Annotated in this window: 17 protein-coding genes; 9 read left to right on the top strand and 8 right to left on the bottom strand. The window is 74.5% G+C overall.

What is annotated here, in order from left to right; all coding sequences use genetic code 11:
* The first annotated feature begins 160 nt into the window (after window positions 1–160).
* Window positions 161–2,215, top strand: coding sequence for a cytochrome c oxidase assembly protein (locus ACWGKI_RS12165; protein ID WP_452187252.1), 2,055 nt, complete (start codon window positions 161–163; stop codon window positions 2,213–2,215).
* 160 nt (window positions 2,216–2,375) lie between these two features.
* On the opposite strand, the gene ACWGKI_RS12160 is transcribed toward ACWGKI_RS12165, so the two are convergent.
* On the bottom strand, window positions 2,376–3,593 hold the full coding sequence (locus tag ACWGKI_RS12160; RefSeq protein ID WP_452187250.1) for an FAD-dependent oxidoreductase: 1,218 nt from the start codon (window positions 3,591–3,593) through the stop codon (window positions 2,376–2,378).
* A 190-nt stretch (window positions 3,594–3,783) separates the two neighbouring features.
* Here ACWGKI_RS12160 and ACWGKI_RS12155 point away from each other — a divergent pair, with 190 nt between their 5' ends.
* Window positions 3,784–5,889 (top strand): prolyl oligopeptidase family serine peptidase, encoded by a 2,106-nt coding sequence (locus ACWGKI_RS12155; RefSeq protein ID WP_452187248.1) that lies wholly within the window; start codon window positions 3,784–3,786, stop codon window positions 5,887–5,889.
* Window positions 5,890–5,905: 16 nt separating this feature from the next.
* Here ACWGKI_RS12155 and ACWGKI_RS12150 read toward each other — a convergent pair whose 3' ends face one another.
* Entirely contained in the window at window positions 5,906–6,568 is a 663-nt protein-coding gene (locus ACWGKI_RS12150; RefSeq protein ID WP_452187288.1) for a TetR/AcrR family transcriptional regulator, read from the bottom strand.
* 153 nt (window positions 6,569–6,721) lie between these two features.
* On the opposite strand from ACWGKI_RS12150, the gene ACWGKI_RS12145 reads away from it, so the two are divergent.
* Window positions 6,722–9,649: an MMPL family transporter gene (locus ACWGKI_RS12145; protein ID WP_452187246.1), complete on the top strand. Its 2,928-nt coding sequence runs from the start codon at window positions 6,722–6,724 to the stop codon at window positions 9,647–9,649.
* Window positions 9,646–11,865 carry a YhgE/Pip domain-containing protein gene (locus tag ACWGKI_RS12140; protein ID WP_452187244.1) on the top strand — a complete coding sequence of 740 codons (2,220 nt, stop codon included), beginning with the start codon at window positions 9,646–9,648 and terminating at the stop codon, window positions 11,863–11,865. Before ACWGKI_RS12145 ends, ACWGKI_RS12140 begins: the two co-directional genes overlap by 4 nt.
* Here the strand turns inward: ACWGKI_RS12140 and ACWGKI_RS12135 are convergent.
* On the bottom strand, window positions 11,851–12,024 hold the full coding sequence (locus ACWGKI_RS12135) for a hypothetical protein (RefSeq protein ID WP_380244240.1): 174 nt from the start codon (window positions 12,022–12,024) through the stop codon (window positions 11,851–11,853). The genes ACWGKI_RS12140 and ACWGKI_RS12135 overlap by 15 nt on opposite strands.
* Before the next feature lie 90 nt (window positions 12,025–12,114).
* On the opposite strand from ACWGKI_RS12135, the gene ACWGKI_RS12130 reads away from it, so the two are divergent.
* Window positions 12,115–13,188 (top strand): hypothetical protein, encoded by a 1,074-nt coding sequence (locus ACWGKI_RS12130; RefSeq protein ID WP_452187242.1) that lies wholly within the window; start codon window positions 12,115–12,117, stop codon window positions 13,186–13,188.
* Between the two features lie 80 nt (window positions 13,189–13,268).
* On the opposite strand, the gene ACWGKI_RS12125 is transcribed toward ACWGKI_RS12130, so the two are convergent.
* Together ACWGKI_RS12125 and ACWGKI_RS12120 are read right to left on the bottom strand one after the other, a co-directional pair.
* Window positions 13,269–13,730 carry a PTS sugar transporter subunit IIA gene (locus ACWGKI_RS12125; RefSeq protein WP_380244238.1) on the bottom strand — a complete coding sequence of 154 codons (462 nt, stop codon included), beginning with the start codon at window positions 13,728–13,730 and terminating at the stop codon, window positions 13,269–13,271.
* Window positions 13,731–13,878: 148 nt separating this feature from the next.
* Window positions 13,879–14,715, bottom strand: coding sequence for a GntR family transcriptional regulator (locus ACWGKI_RS12120; RefSeq protein ID WP_452187240.1), 837 nt, complete (start codon window positions 14,713–14,715; stop codon window positions 13,879–13,881).
* Between the two features lie 239 nt (window positions 14,716–14,954).
* Here ACWGKI_RS12120 and ACWGKI_RS12115 point away from each other — a divergent pair, with 239 nt between their 5' ends.
* Window positions 14,955–15,086, top strand: coding sequence for a hypothetical protein (locus ACWGKI_RS12115; RefSeq protein WP_452187238.1), 132 nt, complete (start codon window positions 14,955–14,957; stop codon window positions 15,084–15,086).
* On the top strand, window positions 15,083–16,756 hold the full coding sequence (ptsP, locus tag ACWGKI_RS12110; protein ID WP_452187236.1) for a phosphoenolpyruvate--protein phosphotransferase: 1,674 nt from the start codon (window positions 15,083–15,085) through the stop codon (window positions 16,754–16,756). Before ACWGKI_RS12115 ends, ptsP begins: the two co-directional genes overlap by 4 nt.
* 42 nt (window positions 16,757–16,798) lie before the next feature.
* Here the strand turns inward: ptsP and ACWGKI_RS12105 are convergent, their stop codons facing one another.
* The 3 genes from ACWGKI_RS12105 to ACWGKI_RS12095 are packed head-to-tail and all read right to left on the bottom strand — an operon-like array spanning window position 16,799 to window position 18,590.
* On the bottom strand, window positions 16,799–17,419 hold the full coding sequence (locus tag ACWGKI_RS12105; protein WP_380244234.1) for a vitamin K epoxide reductase family protein: 621 nt from the start codon (window positions 17,417–17,419) through the stop codon (window positions 16,799–16,801).
* Complete coding sequence (locus ACWGKI_RS12100; protein ID WP_380244233.1) at window positions 17,416–17,685, bottom strand: HPr family phosphocarrier protein; 270 nt, start codon at window positions 17,683–17,685, stop codon at window positions 17,416–17,418. Before ACWGKI_RS12100 ends, ACWGKI_RS12105 begins: the two co-directional genes overlap by 4 nt.
* Window positions 17,686–17,717: 32 nt before the next feature.
* On the bottom strand, window positions 17,718–18,590 hold the full coding sequence (locus tag ACWGKI_RS12095) for a TetR/AcrR family transcriptional regulator (protein ID WP_452187234.1): 873 nt from the start codon (window positions 18,588–18,590) through the stop codon (window positions 17,718–17,720).
* Window positions 18,591–18,700: 110 nt separating this feature from the next.
* Between ACWGKI_RS12095 and ACWGKI_RS12090 the strand changes: the two genes are divergently transcribed.
* Entirely contained in the window at window positions 18,701–19,663 is a 963-nt protein-coding gene (locus ACWGKI_RS12090; RefSeq protein ID WP_380244231.1) for an ABC transporter ATP-binding protein, read from the top strand.
* Window positions 19,660–20,511 (top strand): ABC transporter permease, encoded by an 852-nt coding sequence (locus ACWGKI_RS12085; RefSeq protein ID WP_380244230.1) that lies wholly within the window; start codon window positions 19,660–19,662, stop codon window positions 20,509–20,511. Before ACWGKI_RS12090 ends, ACWGKI_RS12085 begins: the two co-directional genes overlap by 4 nt.
* The last annotated feature ends 56 nt before the right edge of the window (window positions 20,512–20,567 follow it).

Raw genomic sequence — 20,567 nt, 5'->3', positions numbered from 1 at the left:
GCGCGTGCCCGGCCCGGTCTGCCTGCGACGGTGAAGTGACGTGCGGTGGACGTGACGCCTGGAGACTAATCGATAATCGTTCGATTGGGAAGGGTGGGCAGACGGCAGCGTCACACCGGGAGCGGCCCGGGCCGCTCCGACTCGCCCCTAGGCTGGACGGGTGACCTCCGCAGCCCCCGCCGTCCGGCGGCCGGGCGGTACCCCGAGCGTGCCGCCGCGACCGTGGTGGCTCGTCGCCGCCGGTCCCGCAGCCGTCCTCGTCGCCGTCCTCGCCGTCCTGGTCGGCGGAGCCTACTCCGGCGCGTTCGCCGCGCTGAGCGGGTTCACCGACCCGGGCGCGGTCGTGCGCTACGGCCTGCCCATGACCACCGTGCTCACCGAGCTCAGCGTGGCCGTGACCCTCGGTTCGCTGCTCACGGCGGCCTGCCTGCTGCCGCCGGGACGAGCGCAGACGCGGGTGCTCACCACGGCCGGCGCCGCCAGCGCCGTGTGGGCCGTGGCCGCCGTCCTGCAGCTCGTGCTGCGGTACGCCAACATCTCGGGCACGGCGCCCTCCTCGCCGGCGTTCGGGCAGGGCCTCGCGCAGTTCGTCACAGATCTCGACCTGGGCAAGCTCTACCTCGCGATCATCGTCGTCGCGGCGCTGACGTCCGCGCTCGCGATGGCGGTCCGCGGGCCGGTGGGCGCCCTGTGGACGGCGGCCCTGCCCGTCGCCGCGCTGGCCATGCAGTCCACCACCGGGCACGCGTCGGGCGCCGCCAACCACGAGCTCGCCGTGGGCGCGATGCTGCTGCACCTCGTCGGGGCCGCCGTGTGGGTGGGGGGCCTGGGGGCGCTGCTCGTCGCCGTCCTGACCCGAGGGGACGGGAACGACGACGGCCGCGCCGCCGCGTCCGCCGTCGCGCGCTTCTCACCCGTCGCGGGCTGGTGCTTCGCCGCCGTCGGCCTCTCGGGCATCGCCAACGCGTGGATCCGCATGGAGTCGTTCGGCGACCTGCTCACCCCGTACGGCGTGCTCCTGCTCACGAAGGCCGTGCTCATGGTGGCGCTCGGCGCGTTCGGGTTCGCGCACCGGATGTGGGTCGTGGGCCGCCTCGGGCGGGCGGACACGCGGGGCGCCGTGCGGCGGCTGTTCTGGCGCCTGCTCGCCGTCGAGCTGCTCGTCATCGGTGCGGTCTCCGGCGTGGCCGTGGCGCTGGGCTCCACCGCCCCGCCCGTCCCCGACGAGGTGCCGGTGGACGTCTCGCCCGCGTTCCAGCTCACCGGCGAGGCGCTGCCGCCCGAGCCGACGATGGCGCGCTGGTTCACCGAGTGGAGCCTCGACCCGCTCCTGGCGTTCGCGTGCGTGGCCGGACTGGTCGTCTACGTGCGCTGGGCGCTGCGGCTCGCGCGGCGCGGGGACCGCTGGCCCGTGGGACGGACCGTGTCGTGGTGCCTCGGCATGGTCGTGATGTTCTGGGTGACCAGCGGCGGCCCGGCGGTCTACGGGCACGTGATCTTCAGCGGCCACATGGTGCAGCACATGGTCCTGGCGATGCTGGTGCCGCTGTTCCTCGTGCTCGCCGCGCCGGTCACGCTGCTGCTGCGCGCCATCCCCGCCCGCAAGGACGGCAGCCGCGGCCCGCGCGAGTGGGTGCTCGGGCTGGTGCACTCGCGCTTCGGCCAGTTCATCGCCCGCCCGGTGGTGGCCGCCGTGCTCTTCGCGGGCGGCATGATCGCGTTCTACTACACCCCCGCGTTCGAGTTCGCGCTGCGCAACCACGCCGGGCACGTGTGGATGATCGTGCACTTCACGCTGGTGGGCTACCTGTTCGCCAACGCGCTGGTCGGCATCGACCCCGGGCCGAAGCGTCCCGGCTACCCCCAGCGGCTGCTGCTCCTGTTCGCGACGATGGCGTTCCACGCGTTCTTCGGCGTCGTGCTCACGACCGGGACGTCGCTCCTCGTGGCCGACTGGTTCGGCAACATGGGGCGCCCGTGGGGCCTGCCCGCGATCGACGACCAGCAGCGCGGCGGCGGTGTGGCGTGGGGTATCGGCGAGCTGCCGACGCTGGCGCTCGCGATCGCCGTCGCGATCCAGTGGACGACGTCGGACGAGCGCGAGGCGCGCCGCCGGGACCGCAAGGCGGACCGCGACGGGGACGCCGAGCTCGAGGAGTACAACGCCATGCTCGCCCGGATGGCCGACCGCGACGACCCCCAGCCCCCGAGGTAGTCGAACCCCCCGCGAGGTAGTCCGGGGCGTGCCGAGGTAGTTCGAGGTGCGGCGAGGTAGTTCGGGGCGTGCCGAGGTAGTTCGGGGCGTGCCGAGGTAGTCGGTATCACCGCGAGGTAGTGGGACCCACCGCGAGGTAGTAGGGAGTGCTACCCGGGCCTCAGAGCAGGCCGTCGACGACCTTCGCGGCGAGACCGAGCGCGGTGGTGGTTCCCAGCCCGTCGGCGACGGTCACGGTGGTGACCCCTGGAGCGGGGTCGGCGACGACGAAGGGCGTGCCGGCGAACGGTCCGCGGCGCGGCCGGGGCACGACGACGTCGGGCACGGCCCAGCGGCGCTGCACCTCCACGGGCCGCCCGAGCAGGGCCGCCGCCTCCCGCAGGAGGAGGTCGTCGGCGGCCTCGGAGCGTTCCGGGGCACGGTCGAGTGCCGTGTCGGCGCCGCGCTCCGCGTCGGGGCGACGCGCCGTGCCGAGCAGCAGGGAGCCGTCGCCCGAGTGCGGGGTGAACGCCAGGTGGACGGCCGCGTCGAGAAGCTCCGGGGCGTGCGTGCGCAGGCGCTCGCGCACGTCCGCCAGGGCGGGGCTGTGCACATAGGCGGCGTCGCGCAGGAGGGTCGTCCCGCCCAGGACGGCGGGGCCGGACGGGTCGTGCGCCCGTCCCGGCGCCGCGACGCGCAGGACCTGGCGGACGTCGTGCCGCAGGCCGGTGCGCGCGGTCTCGTCGGGGAAGAACCGGTCGAGGTCCGCGCCGACGGCGACCAGCACCCGCCTGGCCACGACCTCCCCGCGCGAGGTGCGGACGAGCGTGCGCCCGGTGCCCGCCTCGAACGTGAGCGCTGTCGTGGACCATGCGACGTCGGCCCGGGGGCGGGCGTCGAGGGCGGCAGCGAGCGCCCGGAGCGCGTCGCGCGCGTCGACCCGCAGGTCGAGGGGCAGGAACGCGCCGCCGACGACGTCGTCCGAGGCCACGCGGGCCCGTTCCGTCGTCTGGGCGGCGTCGAGGAGCTGCGCGTCGCCGTCGCGGGCGGCCACCAGGTCGTCGAGGACGGCGAGCTCGTCGGTAGAGCGTGCGACCACCACGGCACCGGTGTCCTTGACCCAGAACCCGGCCTCGCGGCCCAGCTTGAGCCAGCGTTCCCGCGTCGCGAGCGCGCACGAGAGGGTCGCGGCGTCCTGCGTCGTGACGGCCACGTGGCCGCTGCGCCGGGCGGACGCGCCGTCGGGCCGCGGGTCGCGCTCCACGACCAGCACCGAGTGCCCTCGGGCGTGCGCCTCCAGCGCGTGCGCGAGGCCCACGATCCCTGCCCCGACGACGACGAGGTCGGCGGTGGCGGGCAGCGGAGGCTGATGGGTGGAGCGGGGCGACGGTGGTCTCACGACGAGACCGTGCCCGATGACGAGGCGCCCGCTCAACCGCACGGGGCGTCCCGGCGAACAAGTTCAGCGAACGTTCATCCGACGTTCCCCGACACCCCCATCGGGCGGCCGAACAGGCGGTTGTTCACCGAATGAACGCTCATTCGGTGAACAACCACCTGTTCGGCGGGGGCTGTGGTAGACCGGGGCGGTGATCCAGGACAACGACGCCTCCACGCCCTTCCACGACCTCGACCACTACCTCGAGCTCCCGCGCGTCGCCGGGCTCGCGCTCAGCCCGGACGGTTCCCGCCTCGTCACGACCGTCCAGACGCTCGACGCGAAGCGCACCGGCTGGACGACGGCCGTGTGGGAGGTCGACCCCGCGGGCGCCGCCCCGGCGCGGCGGCTCACGCGCAGCCGCAAGGGCGAGTCGTCGGCGGTGTTCGCGGCCTCGGGAGACGTGCTGTTCACGTCGGCCCGCCCGGACCCCGCGGCAGAGAAGGACGACGACGAGCCGAAGTCCGCGCTGTGGCTGCTGCCCGCGGGCGGCGGCGAGGCGCGGGTCGTCGCGACCGCCCCCGGTGGGGTGAGCGGTGTGCTGGCGGCGCGGGCGGCCGACGTCGTGTCCGTGGCGGCGCCGCTGCTGCCGGCGGCGGCGGACCTGCCGGAGGACGAGAAGCTCCGCGGTGAGCGCACCGACCGCAAGCTGTCCGCGATCCTGCACGTCGGGTACCCGGTGCGGCACTGGGACTCCGACCTGGGGCCGGACGCCGTCCGGTGGTTCGCCGCCCCGCTCACCGCCGACGAGGCACGCCTCGACCTGCGCCAGCTCACCGGTCCCGGACGCCAGCTCGACGAGCACCAGGCCGACCTCACGCCCGACGGCGCCACGCTCGTCACGACGTGGAACGTGGGTGACGCGGGTGCCGCGGTGCGCGTCACGCTCGTCGCGGTCGACACGGCCACGGGCGAGCGCCGCACCCTGGTAGACGACCCGGACGCCGACGCCTTCGGCCCGGCCGTCTCCGCGGACGGGCGCTGGGTGGCGTTCCTGTCCGAGTCGGTCACGACGCCGCAGGAGGCGCCGGTCGTGCGGCTCGGCCTCGTCCCGCTCGACGACCCCGACGCCGAGCCCGTGGTGCTCGCCGACGACTGGGACCGCTGGCCCGGAGCCATCACGTGGCTGCCCGACGGGTCGGGCCTGGTGGTCACCGCCGACGAGGACGGTCGCGGACCGCTGTTCCTGCTGACGTTCGCCCCGGGCGGCCCCGGCGCCGACGAGCCCGTCACGGTGGAGCGGCTCACCTCCGACGCCGCGACGTTCACGGACGTGCAGGTCGCGCCCGACGGCGCCGCGCTCTACGCCTTGCGCACCAGCTACGCCGCGCCGTCCGAGCCGGTGCGGATCGACCTCGCCGTCTTCGCCGCGACGGGCGCGCCGGGCGAGCGCACCCCCGTGGCTGCCGACGCGCTGCGCGGACCCGTCCCCGCACCCGCGCTTCCGGGGACCCTCACCGAGGTGGACACGACGACGGCGGACGGCGTGCGCGTCCGCGCCTGGCTCGCGCTCCCCGACGGTGCCTCCGCCGACGCTCCCGCGCCGCTGCTGCTGTGGATCCACGGCGGGCCGCTGAGCACGTGGAACGCGTGGAGCTGGCGCTGGAACCCGTGGCTGATGGTCGCGCGCGGGTACGCCGTCCTGCTGCCCGACCCGGCCCTGTCCACCGGGTACGGCCAGGACTTCGTCCAGCGCGGCTGGGGCGCCTGGGGCGACGCGCCGTTCACCGACCTCATGGCGATCACCGACGCCGTCGAGACGCTGCCGGAGATCGACGCGACACGGACCGCCGCCATGGGTGGCTCGTTCGGCGGCTACATGGCGAACTGGGTGGCCGGGCACACCGACCGCTTCCGGGCGATCGTCACGCACGCCAGCCTGTGGGCGCTCGACCAGTTCGGCCCCACCACGGACGGCGCGTACTACTGGAACCGCGAGATGACGCCCGAGATGACGGAGGTCCACAGCCCGCACCGGTACGTGGGCGACATCCGCACCCCGATGCTGGTGGTCCACGGCGACAAGGACTACCGCGTGCCCATCGGGGAGGGGCTGCGCCTCTGGCAGGAGCTGCTCACGAAGTCAGGTCTCCCGGCCGACGACGACGGCAGCACCGTGCACCGCTTCCTGTACTTCCCCGACGAGAACCACTGGGTGCTCGCACCGCAGCACGCGAAGGTCTGGTACCAGGTGGTGCTGGCGTTCCTCGCGGAGCACGTCCTGGACGCCGAGCCGGAGCTGCCCGCGTACCTCTGACCCTCCGGCAGGGCGGTCAGGCGGGCGTGACGATGAGGTCGACGAGGACCTCGAGCATGGCGCTGGCGTCGCGGCGCGCGGTGGTGGCGGGGAGCATCGCCGCGCGCTGGCCGGCCTCGTGGGCGCCCAGGAGCAGGTCGATCGCCACGTGCTCGTCGACGGCGAACCGCAGACCGAGGGCGGCCATGACGCGGGTCAGCGCGGCGATCATCTCCTCGCGCAGGACCTGCTGCTGGTCCACGTAGCGCTGCGCGACCTGCGGGTCGCGCAGCGCGAGCAGCTCGAACTCGAGCTCCATGACGCACCACGACGTCTTGGCGGCCGAGTCGGGCAGCACCGACGCGATGACCTCGCGGACGGTGGAGCGGAAGCCGTCCGGCGTCTGCAGGGCCGCGGGGTCGACCGTGGCGACGGCCTGCTCGAGGGCGCCCAGGTGGCTGCGCGCCTCGCGCTCCGTGAGCGCGAGGAACAGCTCTTCCTTGCTCGCGAAGTTCGAGTAGAACGCGCCCCGGGTGAACCCGGCGGCCTCGCAGACGGCCTCGATGGACGCGGCCTGCACCCCGACCTGCGCGAACACCTCGAAGGCGGCGTCCAGCAGGCGCTCGCGGGTGCGCTCGCGCCGAGGCGAGCGCGCCGCGGCGGCCGTAGCGACTTCGGGGGCCGCGCTCTCGGTGGTCAGGGGGTCCTCCTGGGGTTCGGCCGGGTTCCGGCGGCGGGACGGGCAGCGTGCCCGGACCGGGCCCACTGTAGCCAATACAGACCTGTATCGGATACGTTCCTGCATCGGATACAGTGCCGTATCGAGTCCTGCTCCGTCGTCCCTGGAGAGCCTGTGTCCTCCGTCCTGTACTCCCTCGGCCGCTGGGCCGCCCGGGCCCGGCGCCTCGTCGTGATCGGCTGGGTGCTCGTCCTCGCCGTGGTGGGCGGCGCCGCCGGGCTGCTCTACCAGGGCTTCGACAACTCCGTGACCATCCCGGGCACCGAGTCGCAGGACGCGCTCGACAGCCTCGCCGCGACGTTCCCCCAGGTCAGCGGTTCGTCCGCGCAGATCATCGTGGTGGCGCCGGACGGCTCCACCATCGACGACTCCGCGATGCGCGGCCCGATCACCGACGCCGTCGACGCCGTCGGCGAGATCGACCAGGTCGCCGCCGTCACGTCGCCCTACGACGACCAGATGGCCGCCTCGGTGAACGACGACAGGTCCGCCACGCTGCTGACCATCCAGCTGGACGGCGACCAGTCGGTCATCACCGAGGAGACGAAGGACGAGCTGCACGCGGCCAGCGACGACCTCGCCGCCGCGCTGCCCGACGGCGCGCAGGCCAGCCTGGGCGGGGAGCTGTTCAGCGTCGAGTTCCCGGCGCTGAGCATCATCGAGGCGATCGGCGTGGTCGTCGCCCTCGTCGTCCTCATCATCACGCTCGGCTCGTTCGTCGCGGCCGGCCTGCCGCTGGTCAACGCGCTCATGGGCGTGGGCGTCTCGATGCTGCTGCTGCTCGCCGCGACGGTGTTCGGCCCGATCAACTCGACGACGCCCATGCTGGGCCTGATGCTGGGCCTGGCGGTGGGCATCGACTACGCCCTCTTCATCGTTTCTCGGCACCGCGAACAGCTCGGCCAGGGGCTCGCCGTCGACGAGTCCATCGCGCGCGCCGTCGCGACGGCGGGGTCCGCGGTCATCTTCGCCGGGCTCACGGTGATGATCGCGCTCGTCGGCCTCGGCGTCGCCGGCATCCCGTTCCTCACGGTGATGGGCATCGCGGCCGCCGTCGCGGTCGGCGTCGCCGTCCTGATCTCGCTCACGCTCCTGCCCGCCCTGCTGTCCTACTCGGGGGAGCGGCTGCGGCCGCGCGCCGCGCGCGAGGCCCGCGCGCCGAAGCAGGGGAAGGCCAAGCGTGCGGCGCGGGCCGCTGAGAGGCCGGCCGACGGCGTGCACCACAACCGGTTCTTCGACGGCTGGGTCCGGGGCGCCACCCGCTTCCCCGTCCTGACGATCGTGCTGGTCGTGGGCGCCATCGCCGCCCTCGCCTGGCCTGCCACGAACCTCCGTCTCGCGCTGCCGGACGCCGGCTCGCTGCCCGAGGACAACGGGGCACGCGTCACCTACGACCTCGTCGGGCAGGAGTTCGGCGACGGCTTCAACGGCCCGCTCATCGTCACGGGCTCGATCGTCACCAGCAACGACCCCGTCAAGCTCATGAACGAGCTCGGCGACGAGATCGGCACCCTCGACGGCGTCGCCGACGTGCCGCTGTCCACCCCCAACCCCACGGCCGACACCGGCATCATCCAGGTGATCCCCGAGGGCGGGCCGACGTCCGAGGAGACCAAGGCCCTCGTCAGCGAGATCCGCGACCAGCACGACCACTACCTGGACAAGTACGGCGTCGACCTGTCCGTCACCGGGTTCACCGCCGTCGGCATCGACGTCTCCGACAAGCTCGGCGCCGCGCTGCTGCCGTTCGGCCTCGTCGTCGTCGGCCTGTCGCTCGTGCTGCTGACCATGGTCTTCCGGTCGATCTGGGTGCCGATCAAGGCCTCGCTCGGCTACCTGCTGTCGGTGGGCGCGGCCTTCGGCACCGTGGCGCTCGTCTTCGAGCAGGGCGTGTTCGCCGACGCCCTCAACGTCACCGTGCTGGGCCCCGTCATCAGCTTCATGCCGATCATTCTCATGGGCGTCCTGTTCGGCCTCGCGATGGACTACGAGGTCTTCCTCGTCTCCCGCATCCGCGAGGACTACGTGCACGGCGGGGACGCGCGTCGCGCGGTGCGCACCGGCTTCCTCGGCTCCGCCAAGGTGGTCACCGCCGCCGCCGTCATCATGTTCGCCGTCTTCGTCGCCTTCGTGCCCGAAGGCGACATGACGCTCAAGCCGATCGCCCTCGGGCTCGCCGTGGGCGTCGCCGTCGACGCGTTCGTCGTGCGGATGACGCTCGTGCCCGCGGTCCTCGCCCTGCTCGGCGAACGGGCCTGGCACATGCCGCGCTGGCTCGACCGCGTGCTGCCCACGTTCGACGTCGAGGGCGAGGGCATCACCAAGGAGCTGCGGCTCGCCGCCTGGCCCGAGCCGGACACCACCGACGCCGTCGCCGCCCGCGACCTCGTCGTCGCGGGCCCCGACGGGCCGGACGCGGGCGCGCCCGTCGTCGGCCCGGTCGGCGTCCGCGTGCCGGCCGGCGGTGCGCTGTGCGTGCAGGGCGACGCGTCCGCGCCCGTCTCGGCGCTGCTGCTCGCGCTGTCCGGGCGGATGGCGCCCGACGCGGGCGCGGTCAAGGTCACCGGCCTCGTCCTGCCCGAGCGCGCGATGACGGTGCGCGGCCGGGTCGCCTTCGTGGACGCCCTGGCCGAGCACGGCCGCCCCGCCCCGGCCGTCGACGCCGCGGTGCGCGACGGCGCGCGGGTCGTCGTCGTCGACCGCACCGACGCCGTCGCCGACCGCCCCGCCCGCGAGGCGCTCGCCGCCGCACTGGCCCGCGCGCAGCACGGCGGCACGGCCGTGCTCCTGGGCGCCAGCGGCGTCGCCGCGACCGACCTGCTCGACGGCGTCCACCTGGGCGGGACGACGGCCCCCGAGGTCCCCGTGCTGGACGTCGGTGCCGGGTTCGGCGCGCCGAGCGTGCTCACGGGGGCCGACGTGCCCCCGCCCGTGCCGACCCACGACCCGGCGTCACGACCGGAGGAGTCGCACGACGGGCCCGGCGCGACCGGTCCCACCACGATCGACGAGGACACCCACGTGCAGGAGGTGCAGGCATGACCGGCACGACCCCGACCCCGACGAGCGTCGCCGCCCTGCGCCGCAACCCGTGGAGCGTCGCCGCCGTCGCGCTGCTGCCGCTCATGATCCTGGGGCTGCTGCTCGCCGCCCTGTGGAACCCGCAGGACCGGCTCGACCAGGTGCCGGCCGCCATCGTGAACCTCGACGAGCCGGTGCAGGTGCAGGGCCAGACGGTCCCGCTGGGGCGTCAGCTCGCGTCCGGGCTGGTCAGCGGCGGCGAGACCGCCGACGGCGCCAAGGCGGCGCAGCCCGCCGAGGACGCCACCAACTTCGACTGGACCCTGACCGACGCCGACACCGCGGCCGACGGCCTCGCGGACGGCACCTACGCCGCCGTCGTGACGATCCCGAAGGACTTCTCCGCGGCGGCGACGTCGTACGGGAACGACGACCCGTCGTCCGCGCGGCAGGCCACGATCGACGTCAGCACCCCGCCCGGCGGCCGGGTGGCCGACGACGCGCTCGCCCGCGTCGTCGCCGCGACCGCGACCTCCGTCATGTCGAGCACGCTCACCGAGACCTACGTGGACAACGTCCTCGTCGGGTTCAACGACCTGTCCGACGGCATCGGGCAGGCGCAGGACGGCGCCGTCCAGCTCGCGGACGGCGCGGGGCAGCTCGCCACCGGCGCGAACCAGGCGTCCGACGGTGCTGGAAAGCTCGCGGACGGTGCCGGAAAGCTCGCGGCCGGCGCGACGTCGGCCGCGACCGGCGCCTCCGGCGTCGCGTCCGGCGCGGCGGGCCTCGCGGACGGCGCCCGCCAGCTCGCGGACGGCGCGTCCCAGGTGGCCGGCGGCGCCCGCGGCATCGCCGGCGGCATCGGGGACAGCGCCCAGGGCGCGGACGACCTGGCCGACAGCGGCGACAAGCTCGCGACGGGCGCCACGCAGGTGGCCGTCGGGAACCGCGCCCTGGCGGACCAGGTCGCGGCCCTCAACAAGGACGTCCCCGACGCCGCGACGATCAAGAAGACCCTGACCGACGCCCAGGCGCAGTCCGGCGAGTTCGCGGCGGCGGCGAGCGCCGCGCTCGGGTGCGACGTCAACCCGTCGACCGACGCCTGCCAGCAGCTCGCGGACGTCCTCACGCAGCTGCAGTCGAGCTCGGCCCAGATCGAGGACACGATCCAGCAGGTCGGCGCCGCGCGCGGGCAGCTCGACGCCCTCGCCACGCAGACCGACAAGCTCGCCACGGGGGCCGAGGGTGTCGCGACCGGCGTCGCGGGCATCGCGGGCGGCAACCGCGACCTCGCCACCGGTCTGCGCAAGCTCCAGGGCGGCGCGTCGCAGGTCGCGGACGGCGCGGACGGCGTCTCCTCGGGTGCCGACCGGCTCTCCGGCGGGGCGGACCAGCTCGCGGGCGGGGCGTCGCAGCTCTCGACGGGCGTCGGACAGCTGGCCACCGGGGCGTCCGGCGTGGCGTCGGGCGCGACCGACCTGTCCTCCGGGGTGGGCAAGCTCGCCTCCGGCAACAAGGACCTCGCCTCGGGCGCGGACGACCTCTCCACCGGGCTCGGCGACGCGAAGAACCAGATCCCGACGACGACGGACGCGGAGCGCAAGACGCTGTCGTCGGTGGTCGCGGAGCCGGTGAAGGCACCGTCGGCGAGCGACATCAGCACCGGGGCGTCCGGGCCGCTGTTCGCGGTCGTGGCGCTGTGGCTCGGGGCGCTGGCGCTGCTGACGATCTTCCCGCCCGTGGTCGCGGGGGCCCTCGGCTCCACGCGCGACTCGGTGCGGCTCGCGCTGCGGGCCTTCGCGCTGCCGGCGGCGGTCGGCGCGGTCACGGGAGCGGCGGTCGGCGTGATCCTCGCGGCGGTCGAGAGCCTCGACGTCGGCGGCTGGGTCGGGGCGGTCGTCGTCGGCGCGGTCGCGTCCGTGGCGTTCGTGGCCGTCCACCAGGGCTTCGTCGGGCTGCTGGGCAACCTGGGCCGCGGGATCAGCCTGCTGATCGCGGTCCTGCTCATCGCCACCGGCATCGTGGCGACCGTGCCTACCGTGCTGCAGGGTCTGGTGGACGCGCTGCCCGTGGGCGCGGGGCGCGACGCCCTGACGGCCGTGGTGGTGCCCGCGGCCGGTGGCCTGGGGATGGCCGTCACGCTGCTCGTGCTGTGGGGGCTGGGCGGGCTGGCCCTCGCGACGCTCGTCACCGCACGCGGCCGCCGGCTGGGCGTGCGGCGGCTACTGCGCGCCTGACCTCGCGGCCGCGCGCTGCCACCGCAGCACGAGGAGCGCGTCGGCGCGACGGCGTGCGGCGACGCCCAGGTGGGCCACCTGGCGGTGCTCGATCAGGGCGTGCAGGTCGTGGTCGAGGGCCCAGGTCAGCGCGCGGCCGACGTCGTGGGCCGCGGGCATGGCTGCTGCAGGTCTCACGGCAGGGAGAGATGTCCGACTCGCCGGTTTGTGACACGGGGGTGTGTCACACGCCTGCAGCAGACTCGCGCCATGGACCTGACGCAGGCGCGCGAGACGAAGGCACAGCTCACCGACTTCGCCCGGGAGCTGGCCGAGCGTCACGGCGTGCCGGCCAGCCCGTACGCCGTCGGCGACGACGCCAGCCCGGCCGACGTCGTGCGAGCGCCGACGCTGTCGCTCGGTCTCGCACCGCAGGGCGACGGCGGGTTCGCGGTCGCCGTGCGGTACCGGCTCGGGGTCCCGACGGCACGGTCGTTCGCGCGGAGGCTGGCCGCCGAGGCGGGTGACGACGTGGACGTGCGCCGCACCGGCCGCATCCGCACGCTGACCCCGCAGCCCCGGCCGCCGGTCGTCACCGCGCGCGCCCTGGGGGAGACGGGTCGCGTGCGCCCGCTGCGGCCGGGGGTGTCGGTCGCGCACGTGGACGTCACCGCGGGAACGCTCGGAGCGTTCGTCGTGAAGGCGGACGACGACGGCGCGCGGTACGTCCTGTCGAACTACCACGTGCTGGCGGGCTCGCCGGCGGCCCAGGTCGGGGACGTCGTCGTGCAGCCGGGGCCGGCAGACGGCGGCGGTGCGCCGCGGGACCGGGTGGGCACCCTCGCGCAGGTGGTGCCGCTGGCCCCGGGGCAGCCCGCCACCGTGGACGCCGCGCTCGCGCTCCTGGACGACGGGATCGACGTGGACCCCACCTACCCGGTGGGCGCGGTCACGACGACCGCCGTCGCGGTGGGCGGCGAGTCGGTCGCGAAGATCGGCCGCACCACCGCGCACACGCAGGGCCGCGTGACGGCGATCGAGATGGACGACGTCGTCGTCGGCTACGGCGACGAGCTCGGCGTCCTGTCGTTCGACAACCAGATCGAGGTCGAGGGTGTCGGCGGCGCGTTCTCGCGCGGCGGCGACTCCGGGTCGCTCGTCTACCGCGAGGACGGCGTCGCCCTGGGTCTGCTCTTCGCCGGCTCCGAGACGGGCGGCGCGGACGGCAGTGGGCTGACGTACTGCAATCCCGTCGACGCCGTCCTCCAGGCGCTGGGCGTCACCCTCGCCTCCCATCCAGGGGGCTCACGTCTCGCCGAGGTAGTCCGAGAGCTGCCGAGGTAGTTCCGAACTACCTCAGCAGTCTCGGGACTACCTCGGCAGTCCTGGAACTACCTCGGCAGCTCCGGGACTACCTCAGCGGGTCAGGCCCAGGTGAGCAGGTCCTCGCCGTGCTCGACGAGCGTGCCGACCTGCGCGAGGCGGTCGACCGCGTCGGGCGTGGCCTCGAGCGCGACGACGGGGCACACCGCGGACCGGCCGCCCTCGCGCACGGCGGCGGGGTCCCAGGAGACGAGCACGGCGCCGCGCTCGACCACGTCGCCCTCGGAGGCGTGGGTCGTGAAGCCCGCGCCGCGGAGCTGGACGGTGTCGATACCGAGGTGCACCAGCACCGCGCGGCCGTCGTCGTGCTGCAGCACGAACGCGTGCGGGTGCAGCTTGACGATCTTCCCCGCGACGGGCGCGACCGCCACGCCGCCGCGGACGCCGTCGGGCTCGATCGCCAGACCGGGGCCCACGAGGCCGGCGGAGAACACGGGGTCGTCCACCTCGGACACGTCGACGACGGTTCCGGTGACGGGGGCGAGGACGGTCAGCGCCGTCATCGGCGCAGGCCCTCGACCGGCAGCCGGGCGCTGCAGGGTTCGAGGTCGACGACGTGGGCGTCGCCGCCGATCGCGTCGAGGACCTGCTGTGCCTTGCTCATGGTGCTCCTTGGTCGTTCCGGTGGCGAAGGTTCAGGGTGGCGAAGGTTCAGGGGTGGCCCGGCGCGAGCCGCGCGTCGCCGGCGGGTCGGTCGCGCGGGACGAGGGTGGGCCGCGCCTCGCGCAGCGGGACGACGACGCTGTACCGGTCGCCGCGGTAGCAGGCCCGGGAGTACATGAGGGCGACGTCGCCACCGAACGTGCGACGGGCGGTCCGCATGACGGCGCGCGACCCTTGCATCTGCAGGGAGTCCAGCTCCTCGGCGGTGGCGTCGGCGGCGGTGATGACCTCCTCGCCCCACGTCGGGTCGAGGCCGCGCTCGCGCAGCGCGGCGTACAGGCTGTCGGGGACGCCGTCGGCGACCAGGTCCGGCGCGAGGTCGACGGGGATCCACGACTCCTCGACGCTCAGGGGCTTGCCGTCCGCGGTGCGCAGCCGCACCACGTGGTGGACGGCGGTGCCGGGGTCGCGGTCGAGGGCCTCGGCGACGACCGTGGGCGCGGGCAGCTCCTCGCAGCGCAGCACGGTGGCCCCGGGCCGCAGACCGCGGCGCCGCGCCTCCTCGCCGAACGTCGTCAGGCGCATCTCGAAGTCCGCCCGCGGCGCGGCCACGAAGGTGCCGCGCCCCTGCGCCCGTTCGAGCACACCCTCGGTGACCAGGGCGTCGATCGCCTGGCGCACGGTCATGCGGGAGACGCCGAACTTGTCGGTGAGGCTGCGCTCGGACGGGACCGCGTCCCCGACGGCGAGCTCGGTCGTGACGAGGTCCGCGAGGTACGCACGCACCGCGAGGTACTTGTGCTCGCCGCCGCGCACGTCGCCCCTGACCATCGTCGTGTCCTGTCCTGCCCTGCGATCGGCATCGATCAGCGTCTTGTCCGACATCGGGACCAGTATCGGGCCCCGTGCCGGGCGGCCCGCCTCTGCTCCCGCCCACGGGAGCGCGGGGTTGACACATCATGAGGTCTAGACCAGTAAGCCTGCAACCGGGTCCGGACCACCCCCCGCGGCAGGCGGGTCACACCGGCGACGACGCCGCACCGACCTCGCGTCACCGCCGCCGGACGAGCATGCTGGCCCTGCAGGACACGCCCGCCCCCCGGGCCAGTCATCGGAGGAGGACCATGACCACGGTCGCAGAGACCATGCAGACGCGAGGATTCCCCGGCCTGGCCGAGAGCGTCCCCGACGGCGGGCGCGCCGGGAGGCCGGGCGGCACCGGGTCCCGGACGGTCGAGGGCGGCGCGGTCCGATGAGCACCACCCTCACCGGTGCCCCGGTGGGCCCCGGGCGGGCGGCCGGCGTCGTCGTGACGATGCCCGACCCCGTCCCGGAGCCCCGGGAGACGACGATCGACCGGTCCGCTGCCGACGACGCGGTGGCGCGTCTGGGGGCCGCGACGTCGGCCGTCCAGGAGCGCCTCGGCGCGCTGGCGGCGCAGGCCACGGGCACGGCCGCGGACGTGCTCGGCGTGACGGCCGCCATGGCCGCCGACCCGGCGCTCGCCCGCGACGCCGAGCGGCGCGTGCGGGAGGAGGCGCACATCCCTGAGCGCGCGGTGTGGGACGCCGCCAACGCGCTCGCCGCGCAGCTCGAGCCGCTGGGACCACCCCTGAGCGAGCGGGCCCGCGACGTGCGCGACGTGCGCGACCGCATCGTCGCCGAGCTCACCGGGGTGCGGCCGCCGGGCGTGCCCGCGCCGGGGCACCCGTTCGTGCTCGTCGCGGAGGACCTCGCACCCGCCGACGCGGCCACGCTGGACCCGGCGGTGGTCGTCGCGATCGTCACGAGCGGGGGCGGCCCGACGTCGCACACGGCGATCCTCGCGCGGGCGCTCGGCATCCCCGCCGTCGTCGCCGTGCGGGGGGCCGACGACCTCGCCGAGGGGGAGACCGTCGTCGTCGACGGCAGCGCGGGCACCGTGCTGCGCGACCCGTCCGACGCCGAGGTGACGGCCGCCCGCGACGCCGTGCGCGTCGAGCGCGAGTTCGACGGCCGCGGCCGCACCGCCGACGGGCACCGGGTGGAGCTGCTCGCCAACGTCGCCGACCCGCAGGCCGCGCAGGCCGCGGTCGCCGCGCACGCCGAGGGCGTGGGCCTGTTCCGCACGGAGTTCTGCTTCCTCGGCCGCGACGTCGAGCCGGCCGTCGACGAGCAGGTCGCCGCCTACCGCGGCGTCCTGTCCGCGTTCGCGGGGCGCAAGGTCGTGGTGCGCACCCTCGACGCCGGGGCGGACAAGCCGCTGCCCTTCGTCACCGCCCCCGACGAGCCGAACCCGGCGCTCGGCGTCCGCGGGCTGCGGACCGCCGTGACCCATCCAGAGGTGCTCGACCGCCAGCTGCAGGCCGTCGCGCTGGCGGCCGCGGCGGAGTCTGCGGACGTGTGGGTCATGGCGCCGATGGTCGCCACCCCCGACGAGGCGCGGTCGTTCGTCGCGGCGTGCGAGTCGCACGGGCTGCGCCGGGCCGGGGCGATGATCGAGGTGCCCGCGGCGGCGCTCCGGTCGCGCTGGGTCTTCGAGCACGCCACCTTCGGCAGCATCGGCACCAACGACCTCACGCAGTACGCGATGGCGGCGGACCGGACGCTGGGTGACCTCGCCGCACTGTCCACGAGCTGGCAGCCCGCGGTCCTCGAGCTGGTGCGTGCCACCTGCGCGGGCGCGGACTCCCGCGGCCGGCCGGTCGGCGTCTGCGGGGAGGCGGCGGCCGACGCCGTCCTGGCCCCGGTGCTGGTCGGGCTCGGCGTGCGCTCGCTGTCCATGACGCCGCGTGCGCTCGCGGACGTCGCGGCGGTGCTCGCCGAGGTGACGTTCGCGCGCTGCCGCGAGGTCGCGCACGTCGCGCTGGAGCAGCCGGACGCCGACGCCGCCCGTTCGGCGGTCCGGCGCGAGCTGGCCGACGTCCTGGAGCCGCTCGGCCTGTAGTCCAGTTGTCCTGCCGAGGGGGAGCGCGGCCCGCGCTCGGCGTCAGGCGAAGAGGGCTGCGCCGTACTTGAGCAGGACGGCGGCGGCGAGCAGCGCGAACCACGCGGCGAGGAGGATTCCGAACGCGCCGGAGCGCACCAGCGACGTCGCCCAGGACTGCAGCCGTGCGGGCCAGTACAGGTTGTCCTCCAGGATGTTCCAGTGGAGCATCGACGCGAACACGAGCGTCGTGGAGACGGTGATCGTCAGGCACCACGGGCACAGGGCGCCGATGACGAACATCGACTGGTAGAAGAGCCAGTACGCGAAGAGGAAGCCCAGCAGGTAGACGGTCTGGGCGGCCGTCATGAACCAGCGCGGGAACCGGACGCCGGCCAGGCCGGCGACGGCCACCGTGATCACCACGGACTCCGCGATCAGACCGAGGAAGGCGTTCGGGAAGCCGAACAGGCTCGCCTGCGGTGACGTGCCGACGGTCCCGCACGAGACGACGGCGTTGATGTCGCACGACAACGCCGTCGTGGGGTCCGCCGCCAGGTGGACGGCGTCGACCGACAGCACGAACGCGGCGAGCAGCCCGACCAGCGCGCCGACGAGCATCTCGCCGAAGAGCCAGCCCGGCGAGTGGAAGAACCCGGCGGGACGGGCCGGCCGGACCGTCACGCCACCGCGTCCTGCGACAGGAACTCGACGAGGGCGTCGAGCGCTGCCGCGGCGTCGTCGCCGTCGGCGTCCGTGCGGAGGACCACCTCGTCCCCGGCGTCGGCGCCGAGCGTCAGGATGGCGAGGATGGACGCGGCGTCGACCGCGTCGCCGCCGGCCTTGGCGATCTGCACCGGGACGGGCTGCTGGCCCGCCCTCTGGGCGAAGAGCGCGGCGGGGCGCGCGTGCAGGCCCTCGGTGATGGCGACGACGACGGTACGTTCCATGGGGTCCTCCGGGAAAGGTGGTCTGGACCAGTTCATCGTAGGGGGGTGCCGTCCGGCGGGAAAGTCCGGTGCGCGCGGTCGATCGCCATCCCGACGGAGTCGAGCAGGCGCTCCAGGGAGGCCTCGAACGGGGTGGCCTCCGCGTCGAAGCCGCCCGCCTGCCAGATGCGGAGCATGGTGGGGTAGCGCTCGGGGTCGAACCAGTCCGCCCAGAAGCTGCTCATCGAGGTCCAGTACTCGTCGTTGCTCTGCCCGGAGGCGTCCTTCTCCGCCGCCTCTGCCACCGTGGAGCGGGCCAGGCCGCGGACGAACGCGTCGACGAGGCCGAGGATCTCGACCACCTGCCGTTCCGTCAGCCCCGTGTCGACGAGGGTGCGCAGGCCGCACTCCTGCGCGTCGAGCACGGACGGGGTCAGCGGCAGCCGCCACATGTTGGTCTGCAGGATCCACGGGTGGCGCTGGAACAGCCCCCAGTGCGCCCGGGCGTACGCGGCGAGGCCCTCGCGCCAGGCGGCGTCGGCCGGCGGCAGCGCGAGCTCGGCGAACGCCCGGTCGATCATGAGGTCCTGCAGCTCGGCCCGGCCGGGCACGTAGGTGTAGAGCGACATCGCGCCGACGCCGAGGTGTGCGGCGACGCGGCGCATCGACAGCGTGTCCAGGCCGTCGGCGTCCGCGATCGCCGTGCCGGCCCCGACGACGTCCTCCAGCGTCAGGCGCGCCTTGCGACCGCGCCCCGACGGCTGCGGCGGGTCCCACAGGAGGGCCAGACGGCGGACGACCTCCGGCGGGCGGGGGACGTCGTCGGCAGCGTCCGCGGGGGTCTGCCCGACCTCACCCTCGGCCCCGCCCTCGGACCTGCTCTCCGGCCCGTTCTCCGGCCCCGGCCCGGGTGCATTGCTCGACATGGGTCGTCATCCTCCCATCCCTTGCTGCGAGGGCTTGTCGGACCCCCTCGCTACGCTCGACACTAGTTCCAGTACAGCGTACGAGAGACGGTGACGGGAGAGGTGCGGAGATGATTCGAGCACGCGGGCTGACCAAGACGTTCAGCCGCCGCAAGGAGACGGTGGAGGCGGTCAAGGGCATCGACGTCGACGTCGCGGAGGGCGAGCTCGTCGCCTTCCTGGGACCGAACGGCGCGGGGAAGTCCACGACCCTGCGGATGCTGACGTCGCTCCTGGAGCCGACTGCGGGGGAGGCGACCGTCGCCGGGTACGACGTCGTCACGCACCCGGCGCAGGTCCGGGCACGGCTCGGCTTCATCGGCCAGGGCAACGGCGGCGGCTTCAGCTACAAGGTGGCGGACGAGCTGCACAACCAGGGCCGCTTCTACGGTCTCGCCCCGGAGGTGTACCGGGAGCGGGCGGCCGACCTGCTCGAGGCCCTCGAGCTGACCGGCCTCGAGAAGCGGTCGGTGCAGTCGCTCTCCGGCGGCCAGCGCCGCCGCCTCGACGTCGCCCTCGGGCTGATGAACCACCCGCCGCTGCTGTTCCTCGACGAGCCCACCACCGGTCTCGACCCGCACTCGCGGGCCAACCTGTGGGGCCACATCTCGGCGATGCGCGAGCGGTACGGCATGACGGTGGTCCTCACCACCCACTACCTCGACGAGGCGGACAGCATGGCGGAGCGCGTCGTCGTCATCGACCACGGCGAGATCATCGCCGACGCCGCGCCCGACGTCCTCAAGCGACGGCACGCCGACGACTCCCTCGCCCTCGTGGTCGCGACCGACGACGGCGCCGCGGTGCGGGCGGCGCTGCCCCCGGGCCTCGGTGAGGTCGAGCTCGAGGAGCACGGCCCCGGGCTGCGGGTGCGGGTGTCCACCGCCCAGGGTGCGGACACCCTGCCGGGAGTCATCGAGGCCCTGCGCGTCGCGGGCATCACCACCACGTCGGCGAGCGCGCGCCAGGCCAGCCTCGACGACGTGTTCCTCAACCTCACCGGTCGGAGCCTGCGCGAGGAGGCGGCAGCATGAGCGAGCAGACCCGCACCACCACCCCCACGGCGGCGGCCCACGAGGCGCCGCGCATCGTCACGCGCTCCGGCCCCGGCAAGTTCGTCACGGACACCGGGGCCGTGTTCACGCGCGAGATCCTGCTGGTGCTCCGCGACCCCTTCACGCTGATCTTCTCGCTGCTGCAGCCGCTGATCTTCCTGGGGCTGTTCGGGCCGCTGCTCACCGGCACGTTCGGCGGCGGCGTCGGCGGGGGAGGCGCGAGCACTGCCGACACCCTGCAGTGGTTCGTGCCCGGCGTGATCGTGATGATCTCGCTGTTCGGCACGTCGATGACCGGGTCGAACCTGCTCTACGAGGTGATGACGGGCTCCTACGAGCGCGTGCTCGCCACCCCCTTGGACCGGTCGGCCATCCTCGTGGGCCGGGCGCTCAAGGAGTTCGCGCCGCTGCTGGTGCAGGGGCTGATCATCGCGGTGGTCTGCATCCCGTTCGGGTTCACGTTCTACGTGCTGCCCGCGCTCGCCGGCCTGGTGCTGCTCGGCGTCTTCGGCGTCGGCGTGGGCGCCCTGTCGCACGCCCTCGCGCTCGCGGCGAAGAACCGTGAGTGGCTGTTCTGGGGCGTGCAGCAGTCGCTGCTGTTCCCGCTGCTGATCCTGTCCGGGATGATGCTGCCGCTCGAGTCGGGCCCCTCGTGGATGCAGACGGCCGCGAAGTTCAACCCGCTCACCTACATGGTCGACGCCGAGCGGGTGCTCTTCGGCGGCACGTTCTCCGACCTGGCCGTGCTCTGGGGGCTGGTCGCCGCCGTCGTCACCTGCGCCGTCGGCCTGGTCGTCGGCATCCGCGCCACCCGCCGGACCGTCTGACCCTCTCCCCCGAGGCCTGTTGTGGGTACGAAAACGGCGAGAATTCGCGACCGAAT

The sequence above is a fragment of the Isoptericola sp. NPDC055881 genome (assembly GCF_053615895.1).
This window is presented reverse-complemented; position numbering and strand designations above follow the sequence as displayed.

Excerpts from the sequence above, each read along its gene's own strand:
- ACWGKI_RS12115 (WP_452187238.1), top strand. The coding sequence starts at position 14,955 with ATGACCACGGTCGCAGAGACCATGCAGACGCGAGGATTCCCCGGCCTG.
- ACWGKI_RS12085 (WP_380244230.1), top strand. The coding sequence starts at position 19,660 with ATGAGCGAGCAGACCCGCACCACCACCCCCACGGCGGCGGCCCACGAG.
- ACWGKI_RS12130 (WP_452187242.1), top strand. The coding sequence starts at position 12,115 with ATGGACCTGACGCAGGCGCGCGAGACGAAGGCACAGCTCACCGACTTC.
- ACWGKI_RS12095 (WP_452187234.1), bottom strand. The coding sequence starts at position 18,590 with ATGTCGAGCAATGCACCCGGGCCGGGGCCGGAGAACGGGCCGGAGAGC.
- ACWGKI_RS12135 (WP_380244240.1), bottom strand. The coding sequence starts at position 12,024 with ATGCCCGCGGCCCACGACGTCGGCCGCGCGCTGACCTGGGCCCTCGAC.
- ACWGKI_RS12125 (WP_380244238.1), bottom strand. The coding sequence starts at position 13,730 with ATGACGGCGCTGACCGTCCTCGCCCCCGTCACCGGAACCGTCGTCGAC.
- ACWGKI_RS12140 (WP_452187244.1), top strand. The coding sequence starts at position 9,646 with ATGACCGGCACGACCCCGACCCCGACGAGCGTCGCCGCCCTGCGCCGC.
- ptsP (WP_452187236.1), top strand. The coding sequence starts at position 15,083 with ATGAGCACCACCCTCACCGGTGCCCCGGTGGGCCCCGGGCGGGCGGCC.
- ACWGKI_RS12100 (WP_380244233.1), bottom strand. The coding sequence starts at position 17,685 with ATGGAACGTACCGTCGTCGTCGCCATCACCGAGGGCCTGCACGCGCGC.
- ACWGKI_RS12120 (WP_452187240.1), bottom strand. The coding sequence starts at position 14,715 with ATGTCGGACAAGACGCTGATCGATGCCGATCGCAGGGCAGGACAGGAC.
- ACWGKI_RS12090 (WP_380244231.1), top strand. The coding sequence starts at position 18,701 with ATGATTCGAGCACGCGGGCTGACCAAGACGTTCAGCCGCCGCAAGGAG.